Source organism: Streptomyces sp. PKU-EA00015 (genome assembly GCF_013387495.1).
Lineage (GTDB): Bacteria > Actinomycetota > Actinomycetes > Streptomycetales > Streptomycetaceae > Streptomyces.
In genome coordinates, this window is the sequence record NZ_JABZEE010000008.1 from 141771 (window position 1) to 161538 (window position 19768).

15 protein-coding genes are annotated in these 19768 nt (G+C 71.3%); 11 read left to right on the plus strand and 4 right to left on the minus strand.

Translation table 11 applies throughout. The features are described from left to right. The first annotated feature begins 50 nt into the window (after nucleotides 1–50). From uvrB to HW130_RS08555, 5 genes are all read left to right on the plus strand, one after another. Nucleotides 51–2171, plus strand: coding sequence for an excinuclease ABC subunit UvrB (uvrB, locus tag HW130_RS08535; protein ID WP_177148827.1), 2121 nt, complete (start codon nucleotides 51–53; stop codon nucleotides 2169–2171). Between the two features lie 132 nt (nucleotides 2172–2303). Next, nucleotides 2304–2882: a TerD family protein gene (locus HW130_RS08540; protein ID WP_124277026.1), complete on the plus strand. Its 579-nt coding sequence runs from the start codon at nucleotides 2304–2306 to the stop codon at nucleotides 2880–2882. Between the two features lie 178 nt (nucleotides 2883–3060). Next, a complete protein-coding gene (locus tag HW130_RS08545) occupies nucleotides 3061–5034 on the plus strand; it encodes a TerD family protein (RefSeq protein WP_177148828.1) in 1974 nt (657 codons plus the stop codon). A gap of 229 nt (nucleotides 5035–5263) precedes the next feature. Continuing rightward, entirely contained in the window at nucleotides 5264–6277 is a 1014-nt protein-coding gene (locus HW130_RS08550; RefSeq protein WP_177148829.1) for a TerC family protein, read from the plus strand. Between the two features lie 223 nt (nucleotides 6278–6500). Then, nucleotides 6501–7292, plus strand: coding sequence for an alpha/beta hydrolase (locus tag HW130_RS08555; protein WP_375256515.1), 792 nt, complete (start codon nucleotides 6501–6503; stop codon nucleotides 7290–7292). 16 nt (nucleotides 7293–7308) lie between these two features. Here HW130_RS08555 and HW130_RS08560 read toward each other — a convergent pair whose 3' ends face one another. Both HW130_RS08560 and HW130_RS08565 read right to left on the minus strand, forming a co-directional pair. Beyond that, the gene (locus tag HW130_RS08560) at nucleotides 7309–7965 is read right to left on the minus strand and encodes an MBL fold metallo-hydrolase (protein ID WP_177148830.1); all 657 of its coding nucleotides are present in this window, start codon (nucleotides 7963–7965) and stop codon (nucleotides 7309–7311) included. Between the two features lie 10 nt (nucleotides 7966–7975). After that, nucleotides 7976–8659, minus strand: a complete 684-nt coding sequence (locus tag HW130_RS08565) for a maleylpyruvate isomerase family mycothiol-dependent enzyme (protein ID WP_177148831.1) — start codon at nucleotides 8657–8659, stop codon at nucleotides 7976–7978. A gap of 196 nt (nucleotides 8660–8855) precedes the next feature. Here HW130_RS08565 and uvrA point away from each other — a divergent pair, with 196 nt between their 5' ends. Continuing rightward, a complete protein-coding gene (uvrA, locus tag HW130_RS08570; protein WP_309140365.1) occupies nucleotides 8856–11798 on the plus strand; it encodes an excinuclease ABC subunit UvrA in 2943 nt (980 codons plus the stop codon). A 118-nt stretch (nucleotides 11799–11916) separates the two neighbouring features. Here the strand turns inward: uvrA and HW130_RS08575 are convergent, their stop codons facing one another. Then, a complete protein-coding gene (locus HW130_RS08575; RefSeq protein WP_177148833.1) occupies nucleotides 11917–12861 on the minus strand; it encodes a carbohydrate kinase in 945 nt (314 codons plus the stop codon). Between the two features lie 137 nt (nucleotides 12862–12998). On the opposite strand from HW130_RS08575, the gene HW130_RS08580 reads away from it, so the two are divergent. Continuing rightward, complete coding sequence (locus tag HW130_RS08580; RefSeq protein WP_177148834.1) at nucleotides 12999–13427, plus strand: Rieske (2Fe-2S) protein; 429 nt, start codon at nucleotides 12999–13001, stop codon at nucleotides 13425–13427. 108 nt (nucleotides 13428–13535) lie between these two features. On the opposite strand, the gene HW130_RS08585 is transcribed toward HW130_RS08580, so the two are convergent. Further along, nucleotides 13536–14468: a hypothetical protein gene (locus HW130_RS08585; RefSeq protein ID WP_177148835.1), complete on the minus strand. Its 933-nt coding sequence runs from the start codon at nucleotides 14466–14468 to the stop codon at nucleotides 13536–13538. A 332-nt stretch (nucleotides 14469–14800) separates the two neighbouring features. On the opposite strand from HW130_RS08585, the gene uvrC reads away from it, so the two are divergent. From uvrC to whiA, 4 genes are read left to right on the plus strand one after another with little or no spacing between them, the layout of a single operon-like run. Beyond that, a complete protein-coding gene (gene uvrC, locus HW130_RS08590) occupies nucleotides 14801–16786 on the plus strand; it encodes an excinuclease ABC subunit UvrC (protein ID WP_177148836.1) in 1986 nt (661 codons plus the stop codon). Beyond that, nucleotides 16783–17724: an RNase adapter RapZ gene (gene rapZ / locus HW130_RS08595; RefSeq protein ID WP_177148837.1), complete on the plus strand. Its 942-nt coding sequence runs from the start codon at nucleotides 16783–16785 to the stop codon at nucleotides 17722–17724. The genes uvrC and rapZ overlap by 4 nt, the downstream gene beginning before the upstream one ends. Further along, nucleotides 17721–18785, plus strand: coding sequence for a uridine diphosphate-N-acetylglucosamine-binding protein YvcK (yvcK, locus tag HW130_RS08600; RefSeq protein WP_177148838.1), 1065 nt, complete (start codon nucleotides 17721–17723; stop codon nucleotides 18783–18785). Before rapZ ends, yvcK begins: the two co-directional genes overlap by 4 nt. Continuing rightward, a complete protein-coding gene (whiA, locus tag HW130_RS08605; RefSeq protein ID WP_177148839.1) occupies nucleotides 18776–19765 on the plus strand; it encodes a DNA-binding protein WhiA in 990 nt (329 codons plus the stop codon). The genes yvcK and whiA overlap by 10 nt, the downstream gene beginning before the upstream one ends. Nucleotides 19766–19768: the final 3 nt, after the last annotated feature.

Below are 19768 nucleotides of genomic sequence, written 5' to 3' on the forward strand. Positions count from 1 at the left end.
CCGCAGCGGTGCACCCCCGGCTGTCAGTGGCGGGTCGTACGGTGGATTCCATGCGGCCCGTTTCCAAGATCGAACGTACGGTGGCGCCTTTCGAGGTCGTCAGCCCCTACCAGCCCAGCGGCGACCAGCCGACGGCCATCGCCGACCTGGAGCGGCGTATCCGCGCGGGCGAGAAGGACGTCGTCCTGCTCGGCGCGACCGGCACCGGCAAGTCGGCGACCACCGCGTGGATGATCGAGAGGCTTCAGCGCCCCACCCTGGTGATGGCGCCGAACAAGACCCTGGCCGCCCAGCTGGCGAACGAGTTCCGGGAGCTCCTCCCGAACAACGCGGTGGAGTACTTCGTCTCGTACTACGACTACTACCAGCCCGAGGCGTACGTCCCGCAGTCGGACACCTACATCGAGAAGGACTCCTCGATCAACGAGGAGGTCGAGCGCCTGCGCCACTCCGCGACGAACTCGCTGCTGACCCGCCGCGACGTCGTCGTGGTCGCCTCCGTCTCCTGCATCTACGGCCTCGGCACCCCGCAGGAGTACGTGGACCGCATGGTCCAGCTCAAGGTCGGCGACGAGATCGACCGCGACCAGCTGCTGCGCCGCTTCGTCGACATCCAGTACACGCGCAACGACATGGCGTTCCAGCGCGGCACCTTCCGGGTCCGCGGCGACACCATCGAGATCTTCCCGGTCTACGAGGAGCTCGCCGTCCGCATCGAGATGTTCGGCGACGAGATCGAGGCACTGTCCACCCTCCACCCGCTCACCGGCGAGATCCTCAGCGAGGACCAGTCGCTGTACGTCTTCCCCGCCAGTCACTACGTGGCCGGCCCCGAGCGCATGGAGAAGGCGGTCAACGGCATCGAGGCCGAGCTGGAGCAGCGCCTCGCGGAGCTCGACAAGCAGGGCAAGCTGCTGGAGTCCCAGCGGCTGCGCATGCGCACGACCTACGACATCGAGATGATGCGCCAGATCGGCTCGTGCTCGGGCATCGAGAACTACTCGATGCACTTCGACGACCGTGAGCCCGGCTCCCCGCCCAACACCCTCCTCGACTACTTCCCCGAGGACTTCCTGCTCGTGATCGACGAGTCCCATGTGACGGTCCCGCAGATCGGCGCGATGTACGAGGGCGACGCCTCCCGCAAGCGCACGCTCGTCGACCACGGCTTCCGGCTGCCGTCCGCACTCGACAACCGCCCCTTGAAGTGGGAGGAGTTCAAGGAGCGGATCGGCCAGACCGTCTACCTGTCCGCCACTCCGGGCGCCTACGAGCTCTCGCGCGGCGACGGTTTCGTGGAGCAGATCATCCGGCCCACCGGTCTCGTCGATCCGGAGGTCGTCGTCAAGCCCACCGAGGGCCAGATCGACGACCTGGTCCACGAGATCCGGCTGCGCACGGAGAAGGACGAGAGGGTCCTTGTCACCACCCTCACCAAGAAGATGGCCGAGGACCTCACCGACTACTTCCTCGAACTGGGCATCCAGGTCCGTTACCTCCACAGCGACGTCGACACCCTGCGCCGCGTCGAGCTGCTGCGTGAACTGCGCGCCGGCGAGTACGACGTCCTGGTCGGCATCAACCTCCTGCGCGAGGGCCTCGACCTCCCCGAGGTCTCGCTTGTGGCCATCCTGGACGCGGACAAGGAGGGCTTCCTGCGCTCGGGCACCTCCCTGATCCAGACCATCGGCCGCGCGGCGCGCAACGTCTCCGGCCAGGTCCATATGTACGCGGACAAGATCACGCCCGCGATGGAGAAGGCCATCGACGAGACCAACCGCCGCCGCGAGAAGCAGATCGCGTACAACACGGAGAACGGCATCGACCCGCAGCCGCTCCGCAAGAAGATCAACGACATCGTCGCGACCATCGCGCGCGAGGAGGTCGACACCGAGCAACTGCTCGGCACCGGCTACCGCCAGGCGAAGGCCGACAAGGCGGGCAAGGCCGTCAAGGCCCCGGTGCCCGCGCTCGGCACGCCGGGCGCCAGGAAGGGCGAGGTGGTCAGCGACCGTCCCGCGGCCGAACTGGCCGGAATCATCGAGGAGATGACCGAGCGGATGCGCGCGGCGGCGGCGGAGCTGCAGTTCGAGGTGGCCGCGCGACTGCGCGACGAGGTGAGCGAGTTGAAGAAGGAGCTCCGCCAGATGAAGGAGGCGGGCCTCGCCTGAGCCGGCGGCGGACGCTGTGTTGCAAGACCGACACAAAAACGGGCGGACGGTCCTGCTCCGCCGTCCCGACTGCGTAGGGTGCAGGTCAACCGCACATTTGGGCGGTGGCAATTCTCAAGAAGGGGACAGCGCGTGACGGTCAACATGACCAAGGGTCAGGCCATCAGCCTGCAGAAGAGCGACGGGGGCACCCTCACGGCTGTGCGGATGGGGCTCGGCTGGCAGGCGGCCCCGCGCCGTGGTCTGTTCGGCTCGCGCACCCGCGAGATCGACCTCGACGCGTCGGCCGTGCTGTTCGCCGACAAGCAGCCGGTGGACGTGGTCTTCTTCCGCCACCTCGTCAGCGACGACGGCTCGGTCAAGCACACCGGTGACAACCTGGTGGGCGGCGCCGGTTCCGGCGGCGACGACGAGGCGATCCTCGTCGACCTGCAGCGGGTGCCGGTCCACATCGACCAGATCGTCTTCACGGTGAACTCCTTCACCGGCCAGACGTTCCAGGAGGTGCAGAACGCCTTCTGCCGCATCGTCGACGAGACCAACGGTCAGGAGCTCGCCCGCTACACGCTCGACGGCGGCGGCCAGTACACGGCGCAGATCATGGCCAAGGTGCACCGCGCGGGCGGCGGCTGGCAGATGACCGCCCTGGGCAACCCGGCCAACGGCCGTACGTTCCAGGACCTGATGCCGGCGATCCTGCCGCACCTGTAGGCGTTCACCGCAGGCCCGGACCGTATCGACGGACCCGCAGCTCCCGGAGGCATCGCCGCCGGGAGCTGCACCGCTTGCACCGCACGACGCGAACCGCCGGCCGCCCGCGCACCGGCGACGCCGCACGACATCCGACGCACACACCACGCGTACCGCAGAACACCGAGGGGACAGAGCGATGACGGCCGAGCTGGTCCGGGGGCAGAACCACCCCCTGCCGCACACCCGGCTGGAGGTACGGGTGTCGGCCGGTCATCCGGTCGTGGCCTGCGCCAGCTACGTCGACGACCGCGGCACAGGGCGCGAGGAGTGGGTCGCCCATCCCGGCGCCCGCGCGCTGCCCGGCGTCGAGGTGCCGGGACAGGCCGACCGGACGCCCCGGTTCGTGCTCCAGCTGGACGCCGTGCCCGAGGCGGTGCAGCAGATCAACGTGCTCCTCGCGCTCGCGGGCGGGGGCGGTCCCGACCGATTCGGCGCCACCGCCGCGCCCTTCGTCGCCGTCGTCGGCGACGACGGCGACGAGATCGCCAGTTTCACCATCACCGGCCTCGACACCGAGACCGCGCTCGTCGCCGTCGAGGTCTACCGGCGCCAGGGCGCCTGGAAGATCCGGGCGGTGGGCCAGGGCTACGAGGGCGGCCTCGCGGACCTCCTCGCCGACCAGGGCCTCGCCCGCGCCCGGGAGGTCGCCGCCGGCATCCAGGCGACCGTGGCCCTCCCGGCCCCCCGCACCGAACCGGCGCGGCTGGCCACGAGCGCCGACGCGGGTCCGGCCGCCCCCGCCGCCCCCGACCAGTCCTCGGCCCCCGAGGCGACGCCGTCCGGCGGCCGTTCGCTCTCCGACGGGCTGTCCGTGCCCGCGGCCCAGGCCGCGGCGGCCTCCGCGGGCCCGCAGCACACCCCGGGGCCGGACGCGCCGCAGGTCCCGAGCGGCCCCGTCGACTACACGCACCCCCGGCGTCAGTCGGCGGCCCCGCCGCCGCCCCCGGCCGCACCGCCGGCGGAGCCCGGCCGCCCCTCCGCGCCCGTCGCGGGCGACGCCACCGGCTGGTCGATGGAGGAGCGCCTCTACAACCAGATCTGGGGCATGTTCGAGGACCTGGCCCGGACCGTCGCCGCGTACCGCAGTGCGGTCGAGTTCGCCGAGAACCGCATGGACAAGGAGCTCGACCAGGTCCTGTCCGACCCGCGCAGCCGCATCGGCAGCGGCGGGGACGCGGCGCGGGCCGCGGCCCGCGCCAAGTACGAGCAGCTGACCGATCAGGCCCGGCAGGTCCTCGACCGCGATCTGGCCCAGCTCACCGCCGAGGCGGAGGTCGTCGAGCCCGCGCTGCCACCGGCCTTCGCGCGCTGGGACAACCCGGTCTGGCACGCCTACCGCGTCCCGATGGAGATCCCCATGGCGCTGCGTATCGGGGACATCCACCTGCCCGAGAGCCCAGAACTGCGCCTCCCGCTGCTCGTACGGCTGCCGCTGGAGCGCGGGTTGTGGGTGGACAGCGGACGGTCGAGCTCGGACGCGGCCATGGCGCTGGACGAGGGAGTGCTGCGCCGGCAGGCCGCCGACACGGCGGTCGCGCTCGCGGCCCGGCTCGTCGCGGTGTACCCGCCCGGCGAGTTCTCGGTGCATGTGATCGACCCCGCGGGGTCGGCGGCCGGGTCCCTGGCCCCGCTGGTGGGCTCGGGCGTGCTCGCCGGGCCGCCGGCGGCGGGAGCCCAGGGTGTGAGTTCCGTCCTCGCCCGGCTGACGCAGCGGGTCGACCTCGTGACGATGGCGCTGCGCGGTGACGCGGCCGACTCCCTGCCGCCGGATCTCGACCGGGCCGAGCAGCTCCTGATCGTCAACGACTTCCCGCACGGCTTCGACGACCGGGCGGTCACCCAGTTGCGGTACCTCGCCGACGAGGGACCGGCCGTCGGAGTCCATCTGCTGATGGTCGCCGATCGCGAGGACGCCTCCGCCTACGGCCCGGTGCTGGATCCGCTGTGGCGCTCGCTCCTTCGGATCACGCCCGTGCCCGACGACCACCTCGCCGACCCCTGGGTGCGGCACGCGTGGACGTACGAGCCGCTGCCCGTGCCGCCGGGCAGTGCCGTGCTGCGTCAGGTGCTGGACCAGGTGGCCGACGCCCGCCGCTCGTGGGGCCGCTGACCTGGGCACTTGGTAGCCGCTTTACCCTTCGCTTTACCTTTCCTTGGTCTTTCCTGTACTGTTCCTTGGGCGGAGGGGAGTACTCCCGACTCGCGGCGTGCCCGTCAGTACGGACCGACAGAGAAGGTCCCGGGGCGCCGGCCCGTGGTGCGGCACGACACCGCACGGGGTGGAGGAGACCTCCGGCAGCGACGACGCTGATCAGTAGCCGTACGAAGCCGGAGGCACAGTGGACGTTTCCATGACCCTTTGGGCGCTGACCATTCTCGGTCTCAGCGCCCTGATCGCGGTCGACTTCTTCATCGGGCGGAAGCCCCATGACGTATCGATCAAGGAAGCCGGTATCTGGACGGTCGTCTGGATCGTGCTGGCCGCGCTCTTCGGCGTGGGCCTGCTCGTGTTCGGCGAGAGCCAGGCGTCCGGCGAGTTCTTCGCGGGCTTCATCACCGAGAAGTCGCTGAGCGTCGACAACCTCTTCGTCTTCGTCCTGATCATGGCGAAGTTCTCGGTGCCCTCCCACCTCCAGCAGCGGGTGCTGCTGATCGGTGTACTGATAGCCCTCGTGCTGCGGGCGATCTTCATCGCCGCCGGCGCCGCCATCATCGCCAGCTTCTCGTGGGTGTTCTACCTCTTCGGCGCCTTCCTCATCTACACCGCCTGGAAGCTCATCCAGGAGGCGCGCTCGGACGAGGAAGAGGAGGAGTTCGAGGAGAACAGGCTCCTCAAGTCCATCGAGAAGAAGTTCGGCGTCGCCGACAAGTACCACGGCACGAAGCTGTTCATCCGGAACAACGGCAAGCGCGTCCTGACTCCGCTGATGGTGGTCATGCTCGCCATCGGCACCACCGACGTGCTCTTCGCGCTGGACTCCATCCCCGCGATCTTCGGTCTGACCCAGGACCCGTACATCGTGTTCACGGCCAACGCGTTCGCGCTGATGGGTCTGCGCCAGCTGTACTTCCTCATAGGCGGACTGCTGAGGAAGCTGGTCCACCTCAGCTACGGCCTGTCGGTGATCCTCGGCTTCATCGGCGTCAAGCTGGTGCTGCACGCGATGCACGAGAGCGGGGTGCACGTGCCCGAGATCTCGATCCCGTTCTCGCTGGCCGTCATCTGCGGCGTGCTGGTCGTCACCACGATCACCAGCCTGATCGCCTCCAGGAAGCAGGCCGAGCGAGAAGCGGCCGAGGCCGGGCAGGCCGCCGGCGACGACCGTGCCGAGAAGGACAGCATCGACGCCTGAGCCACCAGGCCCGGTCATCCGCGGTGACAGCCCGGCCGGGGCGAGGACGAAAGCCCTCGCCCCGGCCGGCTGCGTATCCCGCCTCCGGACCGGTTCTTTTCCGCGGACTCCGGGGCTGGTGAGTCCGCCGGATGCCCGGGGATTTCCGCAGGGCCGGTGCCGCCTCCACGGCTCCCACCGGCTCGGCATACCGTGGCGTGCGACAGCCCCGAGCGCCGAGGACGTGAGAGCCATAGCCGTACGCCGAGACCAGACCGCGTCCTCCGCCCTGGTGCCGCTGCGCGCCCTCGAAGCGCCCCGGGGTGCCGTCCTGCTGTTGCACGGCGGCCGGGCCGACGCCCTGGAGCCGCCGCCGGTCGTCAATCTGCCAGCGGTCCGGATGCGTCCCTTCGCCAGGTCCGTCGCACGAGCCACCGCCGGCCACGCCATCGCCCTCGGCCGGGTGCGCTACGTCCACCGCGGCTGGAACGGGGAGCGCGCCGACGCGGCGCGGGACGCGACGCGAGCCCTGGAGGAGCTGTCCCGGGTGACCGGTCACGTACCCGTCGTCCTGGTCGGCCATTCGATGGGGGGCCGGGCCGCCCTGCGCGTCGCCGGGCACCCCCTGGTGTCCGCCGTGGTCGGGCTCGCGCCCTGGTGCCCCGCGGACGAACCGGTCGGTCACCTGGCAGGCCGGCGTGTCGTCCTGCTGCACGGCGACCGGGACCGGGTGACCGACCCGGCCGACACCTGGGCCCTCGCCGCCCGTGCCCGGACCGCGGGTTCGGAGGTCTGCACCCTGCCCGTGTCCGGCGGTGACCACGCCATGCTGCGCGGTGCCGCCACCTGGCACGCCCTGACCACCGCGGCGGTCACCGGCCTGCTGGGCCTGGGGCCGCTGCCGACGCGCGTCGCAGAGGGCTTCGCCGCCCACGCGGCCGCCCCGCACGTGCCCGTTCCGACGCCGGAGCCGTCCGGAACCGCACCCGCTCAGGCGCCGGAGCCGCCAGGAACCGCACCCGAGCCGGCGGCCTGAGCGGGAACGGCGGGGACTACCAGCCGCGTTCGCGCCACTCCGGCAGCTTCGGGCGCTCGTCGCCCAGCGTCGTGTCCTTGCCGTGGCCCGGGTAGACCCAGGTCTCGTCGGGGAGCCGGCCGAAGAGTTTCTCCTCGACACCGTTCAGCAGATCGGTGAACGCCTTCGGATCGTCATGGGTGTTGCCCACACCGCCGGGGAAGAGGCAGTCGCCGGTGAACACATGGGGATGCCCGTGCGGGTCGTCGTAGACCAGCGCGATCGATCCCGGGGTGTGGCCCACGAGGTGACGGGCGGTCAGCTCGACGCGGCCCACCCGGATCGTGTCCTCGTCGTCCACCAGGACATCGGTGGGCACCGGGATCCCCTCGGCGTCGTGGCGCCCCGCGTAGGTCCGGGCGCCCGTCGCCGCGACCACCTCGGCGAGTGCCTGCCAGTGGTCGCCGTGGCGGTGCGTGGTGACGACCGACGCGATCGAGTCGTCGCCGATGAGCCGCAGCAGGGTGTCGGGCTCGGCGGCGGCGTCGATCAGCAGCTGCTCGCCGGTGGCCCGGCAGCGCAGCAGATAGGCGTTGTTGTCCATCGGGCCGACCGCGACCTTGGAGATCATCAGGTCCGTCAGTTCGTGCACGTCCGCGGGCCCGCCGACCTTCACCACTCCGCTGTAAGTCATAGGTCTCAGCCTATAGCGGGGGCAGTACGGGCAGCGGTCCTCCCGACACCTCCAGCGCCGCGCCTTCCCGCCGTCCCGCGAGCCAGCCCAGCACGTCCGCAGGCGTCCCGGACACCGTCACCTCGGGTCCTTCGTCGCCACCCGTGCGCCACTCGCCTCCGGTGGTGCGGACCCGCGTCGGCGGGACGTTCGCGGCGCCGCGGAAGCGCTGGGCGAGGAAGTCGGTCTCCCGCTGGGTGAACTCCTTCGACAGGTCCTCCAGCTCGTAGCCGATGCCCAGGTCGACGTGGTGCAGTTCCACCTCGATCAGGCGGCGGAACGGCACCCGCGCCGCCCGGTCGGTGATGCCGTTGCGCAGTTCGACCGTGCGGTCCCAGTCCGCGGGCACGGAGCCGGCGTCCTGGAATCGTGCGGCACTCTCCCGCAGGTCGTCGAGCTGCCCTGCGAGGGGCCGGGGTGCGTCGCGCTCGATGTCGGCGTTGCGCGCCTCGCCGCTGACGTACATCGGGCGGCCCTGGAGAACATTCACGAGCGCGTCGGCGTTACGGGAGAGATGGGCCAGTACATGGCCGAGCGTCCAGCCCGGCAGCCGTGACGACCGTGCCACGGCGGCGTTGTCCAGTGCGGCGACGGCGGTGAGGAGCCGGTCGGTCGCTTCACGTACGGAGCGCAGGTCGTTCAGAGGATCGATCACGAGGCAGACCCTAGCCCTCGGTACTCGTTCGGGTGAAGGAATCGACGGGCGTCCATAAATCGAATGCGCGTGCTATACGCTCGGTGGAGGCATCCTTGAAAGTCAGGCATTCATCCATCTGGCGGCCCCCCTAGGCTTGGAACAGTCTGGGACGGGGGCCGTGCCCCCGCTTCTCTCAAGAAAGGTGCGGACCGGCGTGGCCGACCGTCTCATCGTCCGTGGCGCGCGCGAGCACAATCTGAAGAACGTCTCGCTCGACCTCCCGCGCGACTCCCTCATCGTCTTCACCGGGCTCTCGGGGTCGGGCAAGTCGTCCCTCGCGTTCGACACGATCTTCGCCGAGGGGCAGCGCCGCTACGTCGAGTCCCTCTCCTCGTACGCCCGGCAGTTCCTCGGTCAGATGGACAAGCCGGACGTCGACTTCATCGAGGGCCTGTCGCCGGCCGTCTCGATCGACCAGAAGTCGACCTCGCGCAACCCGCGCTCCACGGTCGGCACGATCACCGAGGTCTACGACTACCTCCGTCTGCTGTTCGCCCGCATCGGCAAGCCGCACTGCCCCGAGTGCGGCCGTCCCATCTCGCGCCAGTCGCCGCAGGCGATCGTCGACAAGGTCCTGGAGCTGCCGGAGGGCAGCCGCTTCCAGGTGCTCTCGCCGCTGGTGCGCGAGCGCAAGGGCGAGTTCGTCGATCTCTTCTCCGACCTCCAGACCAAGGGCTACAGCCGTGCCAGGGTCGACGGCACGACGATCCAGCTCGCCGAGCCGCCCACACTGAAGAAGCAGGAGAAGCACACCATCGAGGTGGTCGTGGACCGCCTCACCGTCAAGGACAGCGCCAAGCGCCGGCTGACCGACTCCGTCGAGACCGCGCTCGGCCTCTCCGGCGGCATGGTCGTGCTCGACTTCGTCGACCTCCCCGAGGACGACCCCGACCGCGAGCGGATGTACTCGGAGCACCTGTACTGCCCCTACGACGACCTGTCCTTCGAGGAGCTCGAGCCCCGCTCCTTCTCGTTCAACTCGCCGTTCGGCGCCTGCCCCGACTGCACCGGCATCGGCACGCGCATGGAGGTCGACCCCGAGCTGATCGTCCCCGACGAGGAGAGGTCCCTCGACGACGGCGCGATCCACCCCTGGTCGCACGGCCACACCAAGGAATACTTCGGGCGCCTGATCGGCGGGCTCGCCCAGGCGCTCGGCTTCTCCACCGACATGCCCTGGGCCGGTCTGCCGCAGCGCGCCAAGAAGGCCCTGCTGTTCGGCCACAAGACCCAGGTCGAGGTCCGCTACCGCAACAGGTACGGCCGGGAGCGCGCGTACACGACCCCCGCCTTCGAGGGCGCCGTCCAGTTCGTGAAGCGGCGGCACTCCGAGGCCGAGAGCGACTCCAGCAGGGAGCGCTTCGAGGGCTACATGCGCGAGGTCCCGTGCCCGACCTGCGAGGGCACCCGCCTCAAGCCGATCGTCCTCGCGGTCACCGTGATGGAGAAGTCCATCGCCGAGGTCTCCGCGATGTCGATCAGCGAGTGCGCCGAATTCCTCGGCCGCCTCAAGCTCAGCGCCCGCGACAAGAAGATCGCCGAGCGCGTCCTCAAGGAGGTCAACGAGCGGCTCCGCTTCCTCGTCGACGTCGGCCTCGACTACCTCTCCCTCAACCGTGCGGCAGGCACCCTCTCCGGCGGCGAGGCGCAGCGCATCCGGCTCGCCACCCAGATCGGCTCCGGCCTGGTCGGCGTGCTGTACGTGCTGGACGAGCCGTCCATCGGCCTGCACCAGCGGGACAACCACCGGCTCATCGAGACGCTGGTGCGCCTGCGGGACATGGGCAACACACTGATCGTCGTCGAGCACGACGAGGACACGATCAAGGTCGCGGACTGGGTCGTCGACATCGGCCCCGGCGCGGGCGAGCACGGCGGCAAGGTCGTCCACTCCGGCCCGTTGAAGGAGCTGCTGGGCAACAAGGAGTCCATGACCGGGCAGTACCTCTCCGGCAAGCGGTCCATCCCGACGCCCGAGCTTCGCCGCCCGGTGGACCCGACGCGCCGGCTCACCGTGCACGGCGCCCGGGAGAACAACCTGCGGGACATCGACGTGTCCTTCCCGCTCGGCGTTCTCACCGCGGTCACCGGTGTCTCCGGCTCCGGAAAGTCGACCCTGGTCAACGACATCCTCTACACCCACCTGGCGCGCGAGCTGAACGGCGCCAAGTCGGTGCCGGGACGGCACACCCGCGTCGACGGCGACGACCTCGTCGACAAGGTCGTGCACGTGGACCAGTCGCCGATCGGCCGCACCCCGAGGTCGAACCCGGCGACGTACACCGGCGTCTTCGACCACGTCCGCAAGCTCTTCGCCGAGACGATGGAGGCGAAGGTCCGGGGCTATCTGCCCGGCCGCTTCTCCTTCAACGTGAAGGGCGGCCGCTGCGAGAACTGCTCCGGCGACGGCACGATCAAGATCGAGATGAACTTCCTGCCGGACGTGTACGTCCCGTGCGAGGTCTGCCACGGGGCGCGGTACAACCGCGAGACGCTGGAGGTCCACTACAAGGGCAAGTCCATCGCCGAGGTGCTGGACATGCCGATCGAGGAGGCGCTGGACTTCTTCGAGGCCGTCCCGACGATCTCCCGCCACCTGCGCACGCTCCACGAGGTCGGCCTCGGATACGTCCGGCTCGGCCAGTCCGCTCCGACGCTCTCGGGCGGTGAGGCACAGCGCGTGAAGCTGGCCTCCGAGCTCCAGAAGCGTTCCACCGGGCGCACGGTCTACGTGCTGGACGAGCCCACGACCGGTCTGCACTTCGAGGACATCAGCAAGCTGATCAACGTGCTGTCCAACCTCGTCGACAAGGGCAACTCGGTGATCGTCATCGAGCACAACCTGGACGTGATCAAGACGGCCGACTGGGTCGTCGACATGGGTCCCGAGGGCGGCAGCGGCGGCGGACTCGTCATCGCCGAGGGCACCCCGGAGCAGGTCGCGGGCGTCCCGGCGAGCCACACCGGCAAGTTCCTGCGCGACATCCTGGACGCGGAGCGCATCAGCGACGCGGTGTCGGTGCCGGCGGCGCGGAAGCCCGCGCGGAAGGTGGCGGCGAAGAAGACGACGGCGGCGGCGCGAGCGCGTCGCGCCTGACGGGGGCGGCCCCGCCGTTGCGGGTGCGGTCTTTCCGGGGTTCCGGCCCCGGAAGACCGCCCTCGAGCACCGGGGGGCCGGTGCGTCCCACGCACCCGTCGGGCTCAGACCTCGCGCCTCACGCGCCGGCGGGGCTCGAGTGCCCCGGCGCAGGATCTGCGGCTGCTCCCTGGGTCAGCTCCCAGGCGTACGGGGGTTCCGCACCCGTACGGGAGCACGTCACCGCCGCCGCGCGCGCCGCGAACGTCAGCACCTCGGTCCAGGCAGCCGCGTCCAGCGCGGACAGCGCGGCGGGTGACAGCGCGTCCCGGGCCGCGAGCCCGTGGAGAAGCGCCGCGTTCACCGTGTCGCCCGCCCCGATGGTGTCCGCGACGGTCACCGGCGCGGCCGGGACCGAGACCTCGACACCGGCCCTGGTCCGCACCGTCAGCCCCGAGCCACCCCGGGTCAGCACCACCGCCTCCGGCCCTTCGGGCACGCCGCCCAGCCACTCGGCGTCGTCCTCGGAGAGCTTCAGCAGTGAGACGAACGGCAGCCACCCCGCGAACCGCGCCCGGTAGGCGCCCGCATCGGGGATCAGAACGGCCCGGATGTTCGGATCGAGCAGCGTGAAGACCCCGCGCGCCGCTTCCCGCCGCAGCAGCGCCTCGTACGCGGTCGCGCCCGGCTCCAGCACCAGCGAGCACGTGCCCAGCGCCAGTGCCCGCACGGACTCGGGCAGAGCGCCGGGCAGTTCGAAGAGACGGTCCGCGCTGCCCTGCGCGTAGAAGCCGTACCCGGCCGAACCGTCCGAGCCGATCGCGGCCACCGCCAGCGTCGTCGGCTCCGGGCCGCGCTGGACCAGGGAGACGTCGACATCCGCCGCGCGCAGCCCGCCCAGCAGGGCCTCGCCGAAGGCGTCCGTCGACACCCGAGAGCAGAACGCCACCGGGGAGCCCAGCCGACCGAGCGCCACCGCCGTGTTGTAGGGCCCGCCGCCGAGGCGGGGCAGCAGCGCGGGCAGGGGAGCGGCGGCCCCCTGCGGGACCAGGTCGATCAGGGACTCACCGGCGACGACGATCACGGGCCAGAAGGTAGCCGATGCCCGCGCGCCCGACCAGGGAGCCCGCCCCGGGCACCGCCGATCTCCGCCGGTATCGTCGTTTCTGTCACCGACACGCGCCCTCGGACGCCCCCGACGCCCTGAACAGTGGAGTTCCCATGCCCGGCCAGCCGCCCGCCCGTCGTACCGTCCTGAAGGGCGCTGCCCTTGCCGGGGCCGCCGGGCTGGGCGTCGCCGCCTGCTCCACCGAGTCCAAGGTCGGCCACGCGGAGAACCCGACGCCCACCGCGCCCGTCGACCTCGGCGCCGCCGACGCCGTCCCGGTCGGCGGGGCCAAGCTCTACCGCGAGCAGCGCCTGGTCGTGCACTGCCCGGCGAAGGGGCAGTACAAGGCGTTCAGCGCCCAGTGCACGCACGCGGGCTGCGTGCTCGACAAGCTGGAGGGTACGGAGGGCAACTGCCCCTGCCACGGCAGCCGCTTCGACGTGACGACCGGCAAGGCGCTCGTGGGCCCGGCCACCGTGCCGCTGCCGGAGGTCCCGGTCAGGACGGAGGACGGCAGGCTCGTCGCCGGCCCCGACGCCTGACCTCGGCCCCGACGCCCGAACCCGTACGCACTCCCCGGCCGCGGCACCACGCGCGGTCGGCCCACGGGTCGGCCCTGTCCGGCCCGGCCCGGACGGGTCCGTGCGCCGTCAGTCCCAGTCCCAGTCGATCCCGAGGATCCCCGGCCGCACCCCCTGCTCCACCAGGTGCACCGTGCGATGGCGCCCGCTCAGCGCGAGACGCGTCCGCGCTCCCCGCGGCGCACCCGTCGTCGCGTGGGCGAACCGGTGGCAGCGCACCGGCAGCGCGCCTTCGTCGAACCGCACCTGGAGCAGGTACTGCCCGCCCGCGCAGCCGAAGCCGCGCACGTACTCGCTGCCCGGACCGCCGGTGCCGTCCTCGAAGCCGTAACCGAAGACGTACGTCTCTCCGGCGCACAGCCGGGTGTCGAAGAGGAGCTCGGCGACCACCACGCGGGTGTCGGTGTCCCACCGCACCCGGCCCGTCCGGCAGTTCTCCAGCGCGCTCACCCGCACGCGCGCCGGGTCGCAGCCGGGATCGCCTTGGTGGACGGCCAGATAGCGGTCGACGCCGTCCCGCTGGGCGCGGACGACGTGGTGGGAGTCGCGTCCCGCGAGGCGCCGGTCGGCGTCGATGCGCACCCGGTCCTGGTGTCCGACCGTGTGCAGTCCGCCGTCCCCGGGCGGCGTGAGACCGGCGAACAGCCGTTCCGCCGTGCCGGCGGCCTCCGCGAGCGAGCGGTAGGAACGTGCCCCGGGACGGTCCGCGCCCGCGGGGGCGCTGTCCGTCCCCGGGCCGAGCAGCCGGACCAGTGACTGCGCGGGCAGCTCCAGCACGTCCTCCAGTGCGCGCACGGCCCGCAGCGACTCGGGGCGCTGGGGGCGGCGCGCGCCCTGCTGCCAGTAACTGAGGCTGGTCACCCCGACCTTGATCCCCCGGTGGGCGAGGTGGTGCTGGACGCGCTGGAGCGGCAGGCCGCGCGTCGCGAGGGCGGCGCGCAGGGCCAGGTGGAACGGGCCGGTGGTCAGCACCTGTGCCAGGTCTGCCTCGGTGTGGCCCATGGACTCCTCCGGGGGCTCATGGCGTGCGGTGAACGATCACGGAGCGGTGGCCGCCGCTGGGGGTGGGCGGCGGCCTTCCGGGCGGGGAGGGACGGAGGTCTTCACATCCGGGCCGTACCGATCACAGCGCCGCGTCACTCCGCATTGAAGCGTGTTGATCTTCCCGCGACAAGGATGGATGCAGGGCTCATGGCCGGACCGGGGCCCCGGCCGCCGTCGCGGCCGGCCTCCGCGCCGCACGCTCGTCCTGCCCGCGGCGTCCCGCGCAGCGCTGGTCATGTCCCTGTCGGGAGATGACCACGCTGTCACCGCCCGCCAGTAGGGTGGGCGGCATGGCAGACCCCTCCAGCTACCGCCCCAAGCCGGGACAGATCCCCGACTCGCCGGGGGTCTACAGGTTCCGCGACGAGCATCGCCGGGTGATCTACGTCGGCAAGGCGAAAAGCCTGCGCCAGCGCCTCGCCAGCTACTTCCAGGACCTGGCCAATCTGCACCCGCGCACCCGCACCATGGTCACCACCGCCGCCTCCGTCGAGTGGACGGTGGTCTCCACCGAGGTCGAGGCGCTCCAGCTGGAATACTCCTGGATCAAGGAGTTCGACCCCCGGTTCAACGTCAAGTACCGCGACGACAAGAGCTATCCGTATCTCGCGGTCACGCTGAACGAGGATTTCCCGAGGGTCCAGGTCATGCGCGGCGCCAAGCGGAAAGGCGTGCGCTACTTCGGTCCGTACGGGCACGCGTGGGCGATCCGCGAGACCGTCGACCTGATGCTCCGCGTCTTCCCCGTGCGCACCTGTTCCGCGGGCGTGTTCAGGAACCACGTGCAAAAGGGCCGACCCTGCCTGCTCGGCTACATCGGCAAGTGCTCCGCGCCGTGCGTCGGCCGGGTCACCCCCGAGGAGCACCGCGAACTGGCCGAGGAATTCTGCGACTTCATGGCCGGCCGCACCGGCACGTACATCCGCCGCCTGGAGAAGCAGATGACGGCGGCCGCCGAGGAGATGGAGTACGAGAAGGCGGCCCGGCTGCGCGACGACATAGAGGCGCTCAAACGCGCCCTGGAGAAGAACGCCGTCGTGCTCGCCGACGCGACCGACGCCGACCTGATCGCCCTCGCCGAGGACGAGCTCGAAGCCGCCGTGCAGATCTTCCACGTCCGCGGCGGCCGGGTGCGCGGCCAGCGCGGCTGGGTCACCGACAAGGTGGAGAACGTCGACACCGCCGGCCTGGTCGAGCACGCCCTGCAGCAGCTGTACGGCGAGGAGAGCGGCGACGCCGTGCCCAAGGAGGTCCTCGTCCCCGCGCTGCCCGAGGACGACAGCGCCGTCACCCAGTGGCTGAGCGGCCGCCGCGGGTCGCAGGTGTCGCTGCGCGTCCCGCAGCGCGGCGACAAGAAGGCGCTCATGGAGACCGTGCAGCGCAACGCCCTGCAGGCCCTCGGCCTCCACAAGACCAAGCGCGCCAGCGATCTGACCACCCGCTCGCGGGCCCTGGAGGAGATCGCGGAGGCCCTCGGTCTCGACTCGGCGCCCCTGCGCATCGAGTGCTTCGACGTCTCCCACCTCCAGGGCGAGGACGTGGTGGCGTCGATGGTGGTCTTCGAGGACGGCCTCGCGCGCAAGAGCGAGTACCGCCGCTTCCAGATCAGGGGATTCGAGGGCCAGGACGACGTCCGGTCCATGCACGAGGTGATCACCCGGCGGTTCAGGCGGTATCTCGCCGAGAAGGACAGGACAGGGGAGTGGATCGGCGGCGACGACCCCGGGAGTCAGCCCCCCGAGGACGACGGCCGTCCCAAGAAGTTCGCCTACCCGCCCCAGCTCGTCGTCGTCGACGGCGGAAAGCCGCAGGTCGCGGCTGCTCAGCGAGCCCTGGACGAGCTCGGCATCGACGATGTGGCCGTCTGCGGCCTCGCCAAGCGCCTCGAAGAGGTCTGGCTGCCGCACGACGACGACCCGGTCGTGCTGCCCCGGTCCAGTGAGGGCCTCTACCTCCTCCAGCGGGTCCGTGACACGGCTCACGATTTCGCCATCCGCTATCAGCGCTCCAAGCGGACGAAGCGGATCAGGACCAGCCCGCTGGACGCCGTGCCCGGCCTCGGGGACACCCGGAAACAGGCTCTGATCAAGCATTTCGGCTCGGTGAAGCGCCTGCGGCAGGCGACAATCGAGCAGATCTGCGAGGTCCCCGGCATGGGCCGCAAGACGGCCGAGTCGGTCGTCGTGGCCCTTGCGCAGTCGGCTCCGGCCGCACCCGCCGTGAATACGGCGACAGGAGAGATCATGGAAGAGAACGACGGGGGCAGAACGACATGACCGAGCACGACGGAGACGGAGCAGCAGACGTGAGTACGGGCAATACGGCCGAGCCCGCCGACGCCGCGGCGGACGTGGCCATCCCGGAGCTGGTGATCATCTCCGGCATGTCCGGAGCCGGTCGCAGCACTGCGGCGAAGTGTCTGGAGGACCTGGGCTGGTTCGTCGTGGACAACCTGCCGCCCGCGCTGATCCCCACCATGGTGGAGCTCGGCGCCCGCTCGCAGGGCAATGTCGCCCGCATCGCCGTCGTCGTGGACGTGCGCGGCCGGCGCTTCTTCGACAATCTCCGCGAGTCCCTCGCCGATCTCGACGCCAAGCAGGTCACCCGCCGGACGGTCTTCCTGGAGTCCTCCGACGACGCCCTCGTGCGCCGGTTCGAGTCGGTCCGCCGTCCGCACCCGCTGCAGGGCGACGGCCGGATCGTCGACGGCATCGCGGCCGAGCGCGACCTGCTGCGCGAGCTGCGCGGCGACGCCGATCTGGTGATCGACACCTCCAGCCTCAACGTGCACGAGCTGCGCGCCAAGATGGACGCCCAGTTCGCGGGCGAGGAGGAGCCGGAGCTGCGGGCGACGGTGATGTCGTTCGGGTTCAAGTACGGACTGCCCGTCGACGCCGACCTCGTCGTCGACATGCGCTTCCTGCCCAACCCGCACTGGGTCCCCGAGCTGCGCCCCTTCACCGGCCTGAACGAAGAGGTGTCGAACTACGTCTTCAACCAGCCCGGAGCCAAGGAGTTCCTGGACCGCTACACCGAGCTGCTCCAGCTGATCGCCTCCGGCTACCGCCGCGAGGGCAAGCGGTACGTGACCATCGCGGTGGGCTGCACGGGCGGCAAGCACCGCTCGGTCGCCACCTCCGAGAAGCTCGCGGCCCGGCTGTCCTCCGCCGGAGTCGAGACCGTGGTCGTGCACCGGGACATGGGGCGCGAGTGACCGGACGAACCCTCCGTCTGCGGCGGGTGCGCAGGTCCACGCGTACCGTGTCGACACGGAAGCGCGGCGCGCAGCCCAAGGTCGTCGCCCTCGGCGGCGGCATGGGTCTGTCCGCGTCGCTCGCGGCCCTGCGCCGCATCACCGGCGACCTGACGGCGGTCGTCACCGTCGCCGACGACGGCGGCTCCAGCGGCCGGCTCCGCGAGGAGCTCGGCGTGCTGCCGCCGGGCGACCTCCGCAAGGCGCTCGCGGCCCTGTGCGGCGACGACGACTGGGGCCAGACCTGGGCCCGCGTCATCCAGCACCGCTTCCAGTCCAAGGGCGACCTGCACGAGCACGCGGTCGGCAATCTGCTGATCGTGGCGCTGTGGGAGCAGTTCGGCGATCATGTGCAGGCCCTCGACCTGGTGGGCAAGCTGCTCGGCGCCCAGGGCCGGGTGCTGCCCATGTCGGCCGTCCCGCTGGAGCTCCAGGCGCTCGTGCGCGGGCACGACCCCGCGCGCCCCGACGAGGTGTCCACGGTCCGCGGCCAGGCGACCGTCGCGCTCACCCCGGGCGAGGTGCAGTCGGTGCACCTCGTGCCGAACGACCCGCCCGCCGTCCCGGAGGCGGTCGAGGCCGTCCTGGACGCCGACTGGGTGGTTCTCGGGCCCGGTTCCTGGTTCTCCTCGGTCATCCCGCACCTGCTCGTGCCCGAACTGCTCGATGCCCTGGTCGAGACCAAGGCACGGCGGGTCCTCTCCCTCAATCTCGCGCCGCAGCCGGGCGAAACAGAAGGCTTCTCCCCGCAGCGTCATTTGGAGGTTTTGGGACGACACGCGCCTAAACTCGCCCTGGACGTGGTGCTGGCCGACGAGGCTGCCGTGCCCGACCGCGTGTCCCTCGACGACGCCGCCAGGCGGCTCGGTGCCGCGGTCGAGCTGGCGCCTGTGGCCTCGGTCGGGGGCCCCTCCCAGGGCGAAGGCTCTGGGGGAGGCGCTCCGAAGCATGACCCGGAGCTGTTGGCTGCCGCGTACGACCGTATTTTTCGGATGCATGGAAGGATCGGCCCATGGCGATGACGGCAGCGGTGAAGGACGAGATCTCCCGGCTTCCCGTCACCCGGACCTGCTGCAGAAAGGCGGAGGTCTCGGCGGTCCTGCGGTTCGCGGGCGGTCTGCACCTGGTCAGCGGCCGCATCGTGATCGAGGCGGAGCTCGACACCGGGATCGCGGCGCGCCGCCTCAAGCGCGACATCCTGGAGATCTTCGGCCACAGCTCGGAGCTGATGGTGATGGCCCCCGGCGGGCTGCGCCGCGGCTCCCGTTTCGTCGTACGGGTGGTGGCCGGCGGCGACCAGCTCGCGCGCCAGACCGGCCTGGTCGACGGCCGCGGCCGCCCGATCCGCGGCCTGCCGCCCCAGGTCGTCTCCGGTGCCACGTGCGACGCCGAGGCCGCCTGGCGGGGTGCGTTCCTCGCGCACGGCTCCCTGACGGAGCCCGGCCGGTCCTCGTCGCTGGAGGTCACCTGCCCCGGCCCGGAGGCCGCCCTGGCACTGGTCGGCGCCGCCCGCCGGCTCTCGATCGCCGCCAAGGCCCGCGAGGTGCGGGGCGTGGACCGGGTGGTCGTCCGCGACGGTGACGCGATCGGCGCGCTGTTGACCCGCCTCGGGGCGCACGAGTCGGTGCTGGCCTGGGAGGAGCGGCGGATGCGCCGCGAGGTGCGGGCCACCGCCAACCGCCTCGCGAACTTCGACGACGCCAACCTGCGCCGGTCGGCCCGCGCCGCGGTCGCGGCCGGGGCCCGGGTGCAGCGCGCCCTGGAGATCCTCGGCGAGGAGGTGCCCGAGCACCTCGCCGCCGCGGGCCGGCTGCGCATGGAGCACAAGCAGGCGTCCCTGGAGGAGCTGGGCGCCCTCGCCGACCCGCCGCTGACGAAGGACGCGGTCGCCGGCCGTATCCGGCGGCTGCTGGCGATGGCCGACAAGCGGGCTCAGGACCTCGGCATTCCGGGTACGGAGTCCAATCTCACCGAGGAGATGGCCGACGGGCTCGTCGGCTGAGCC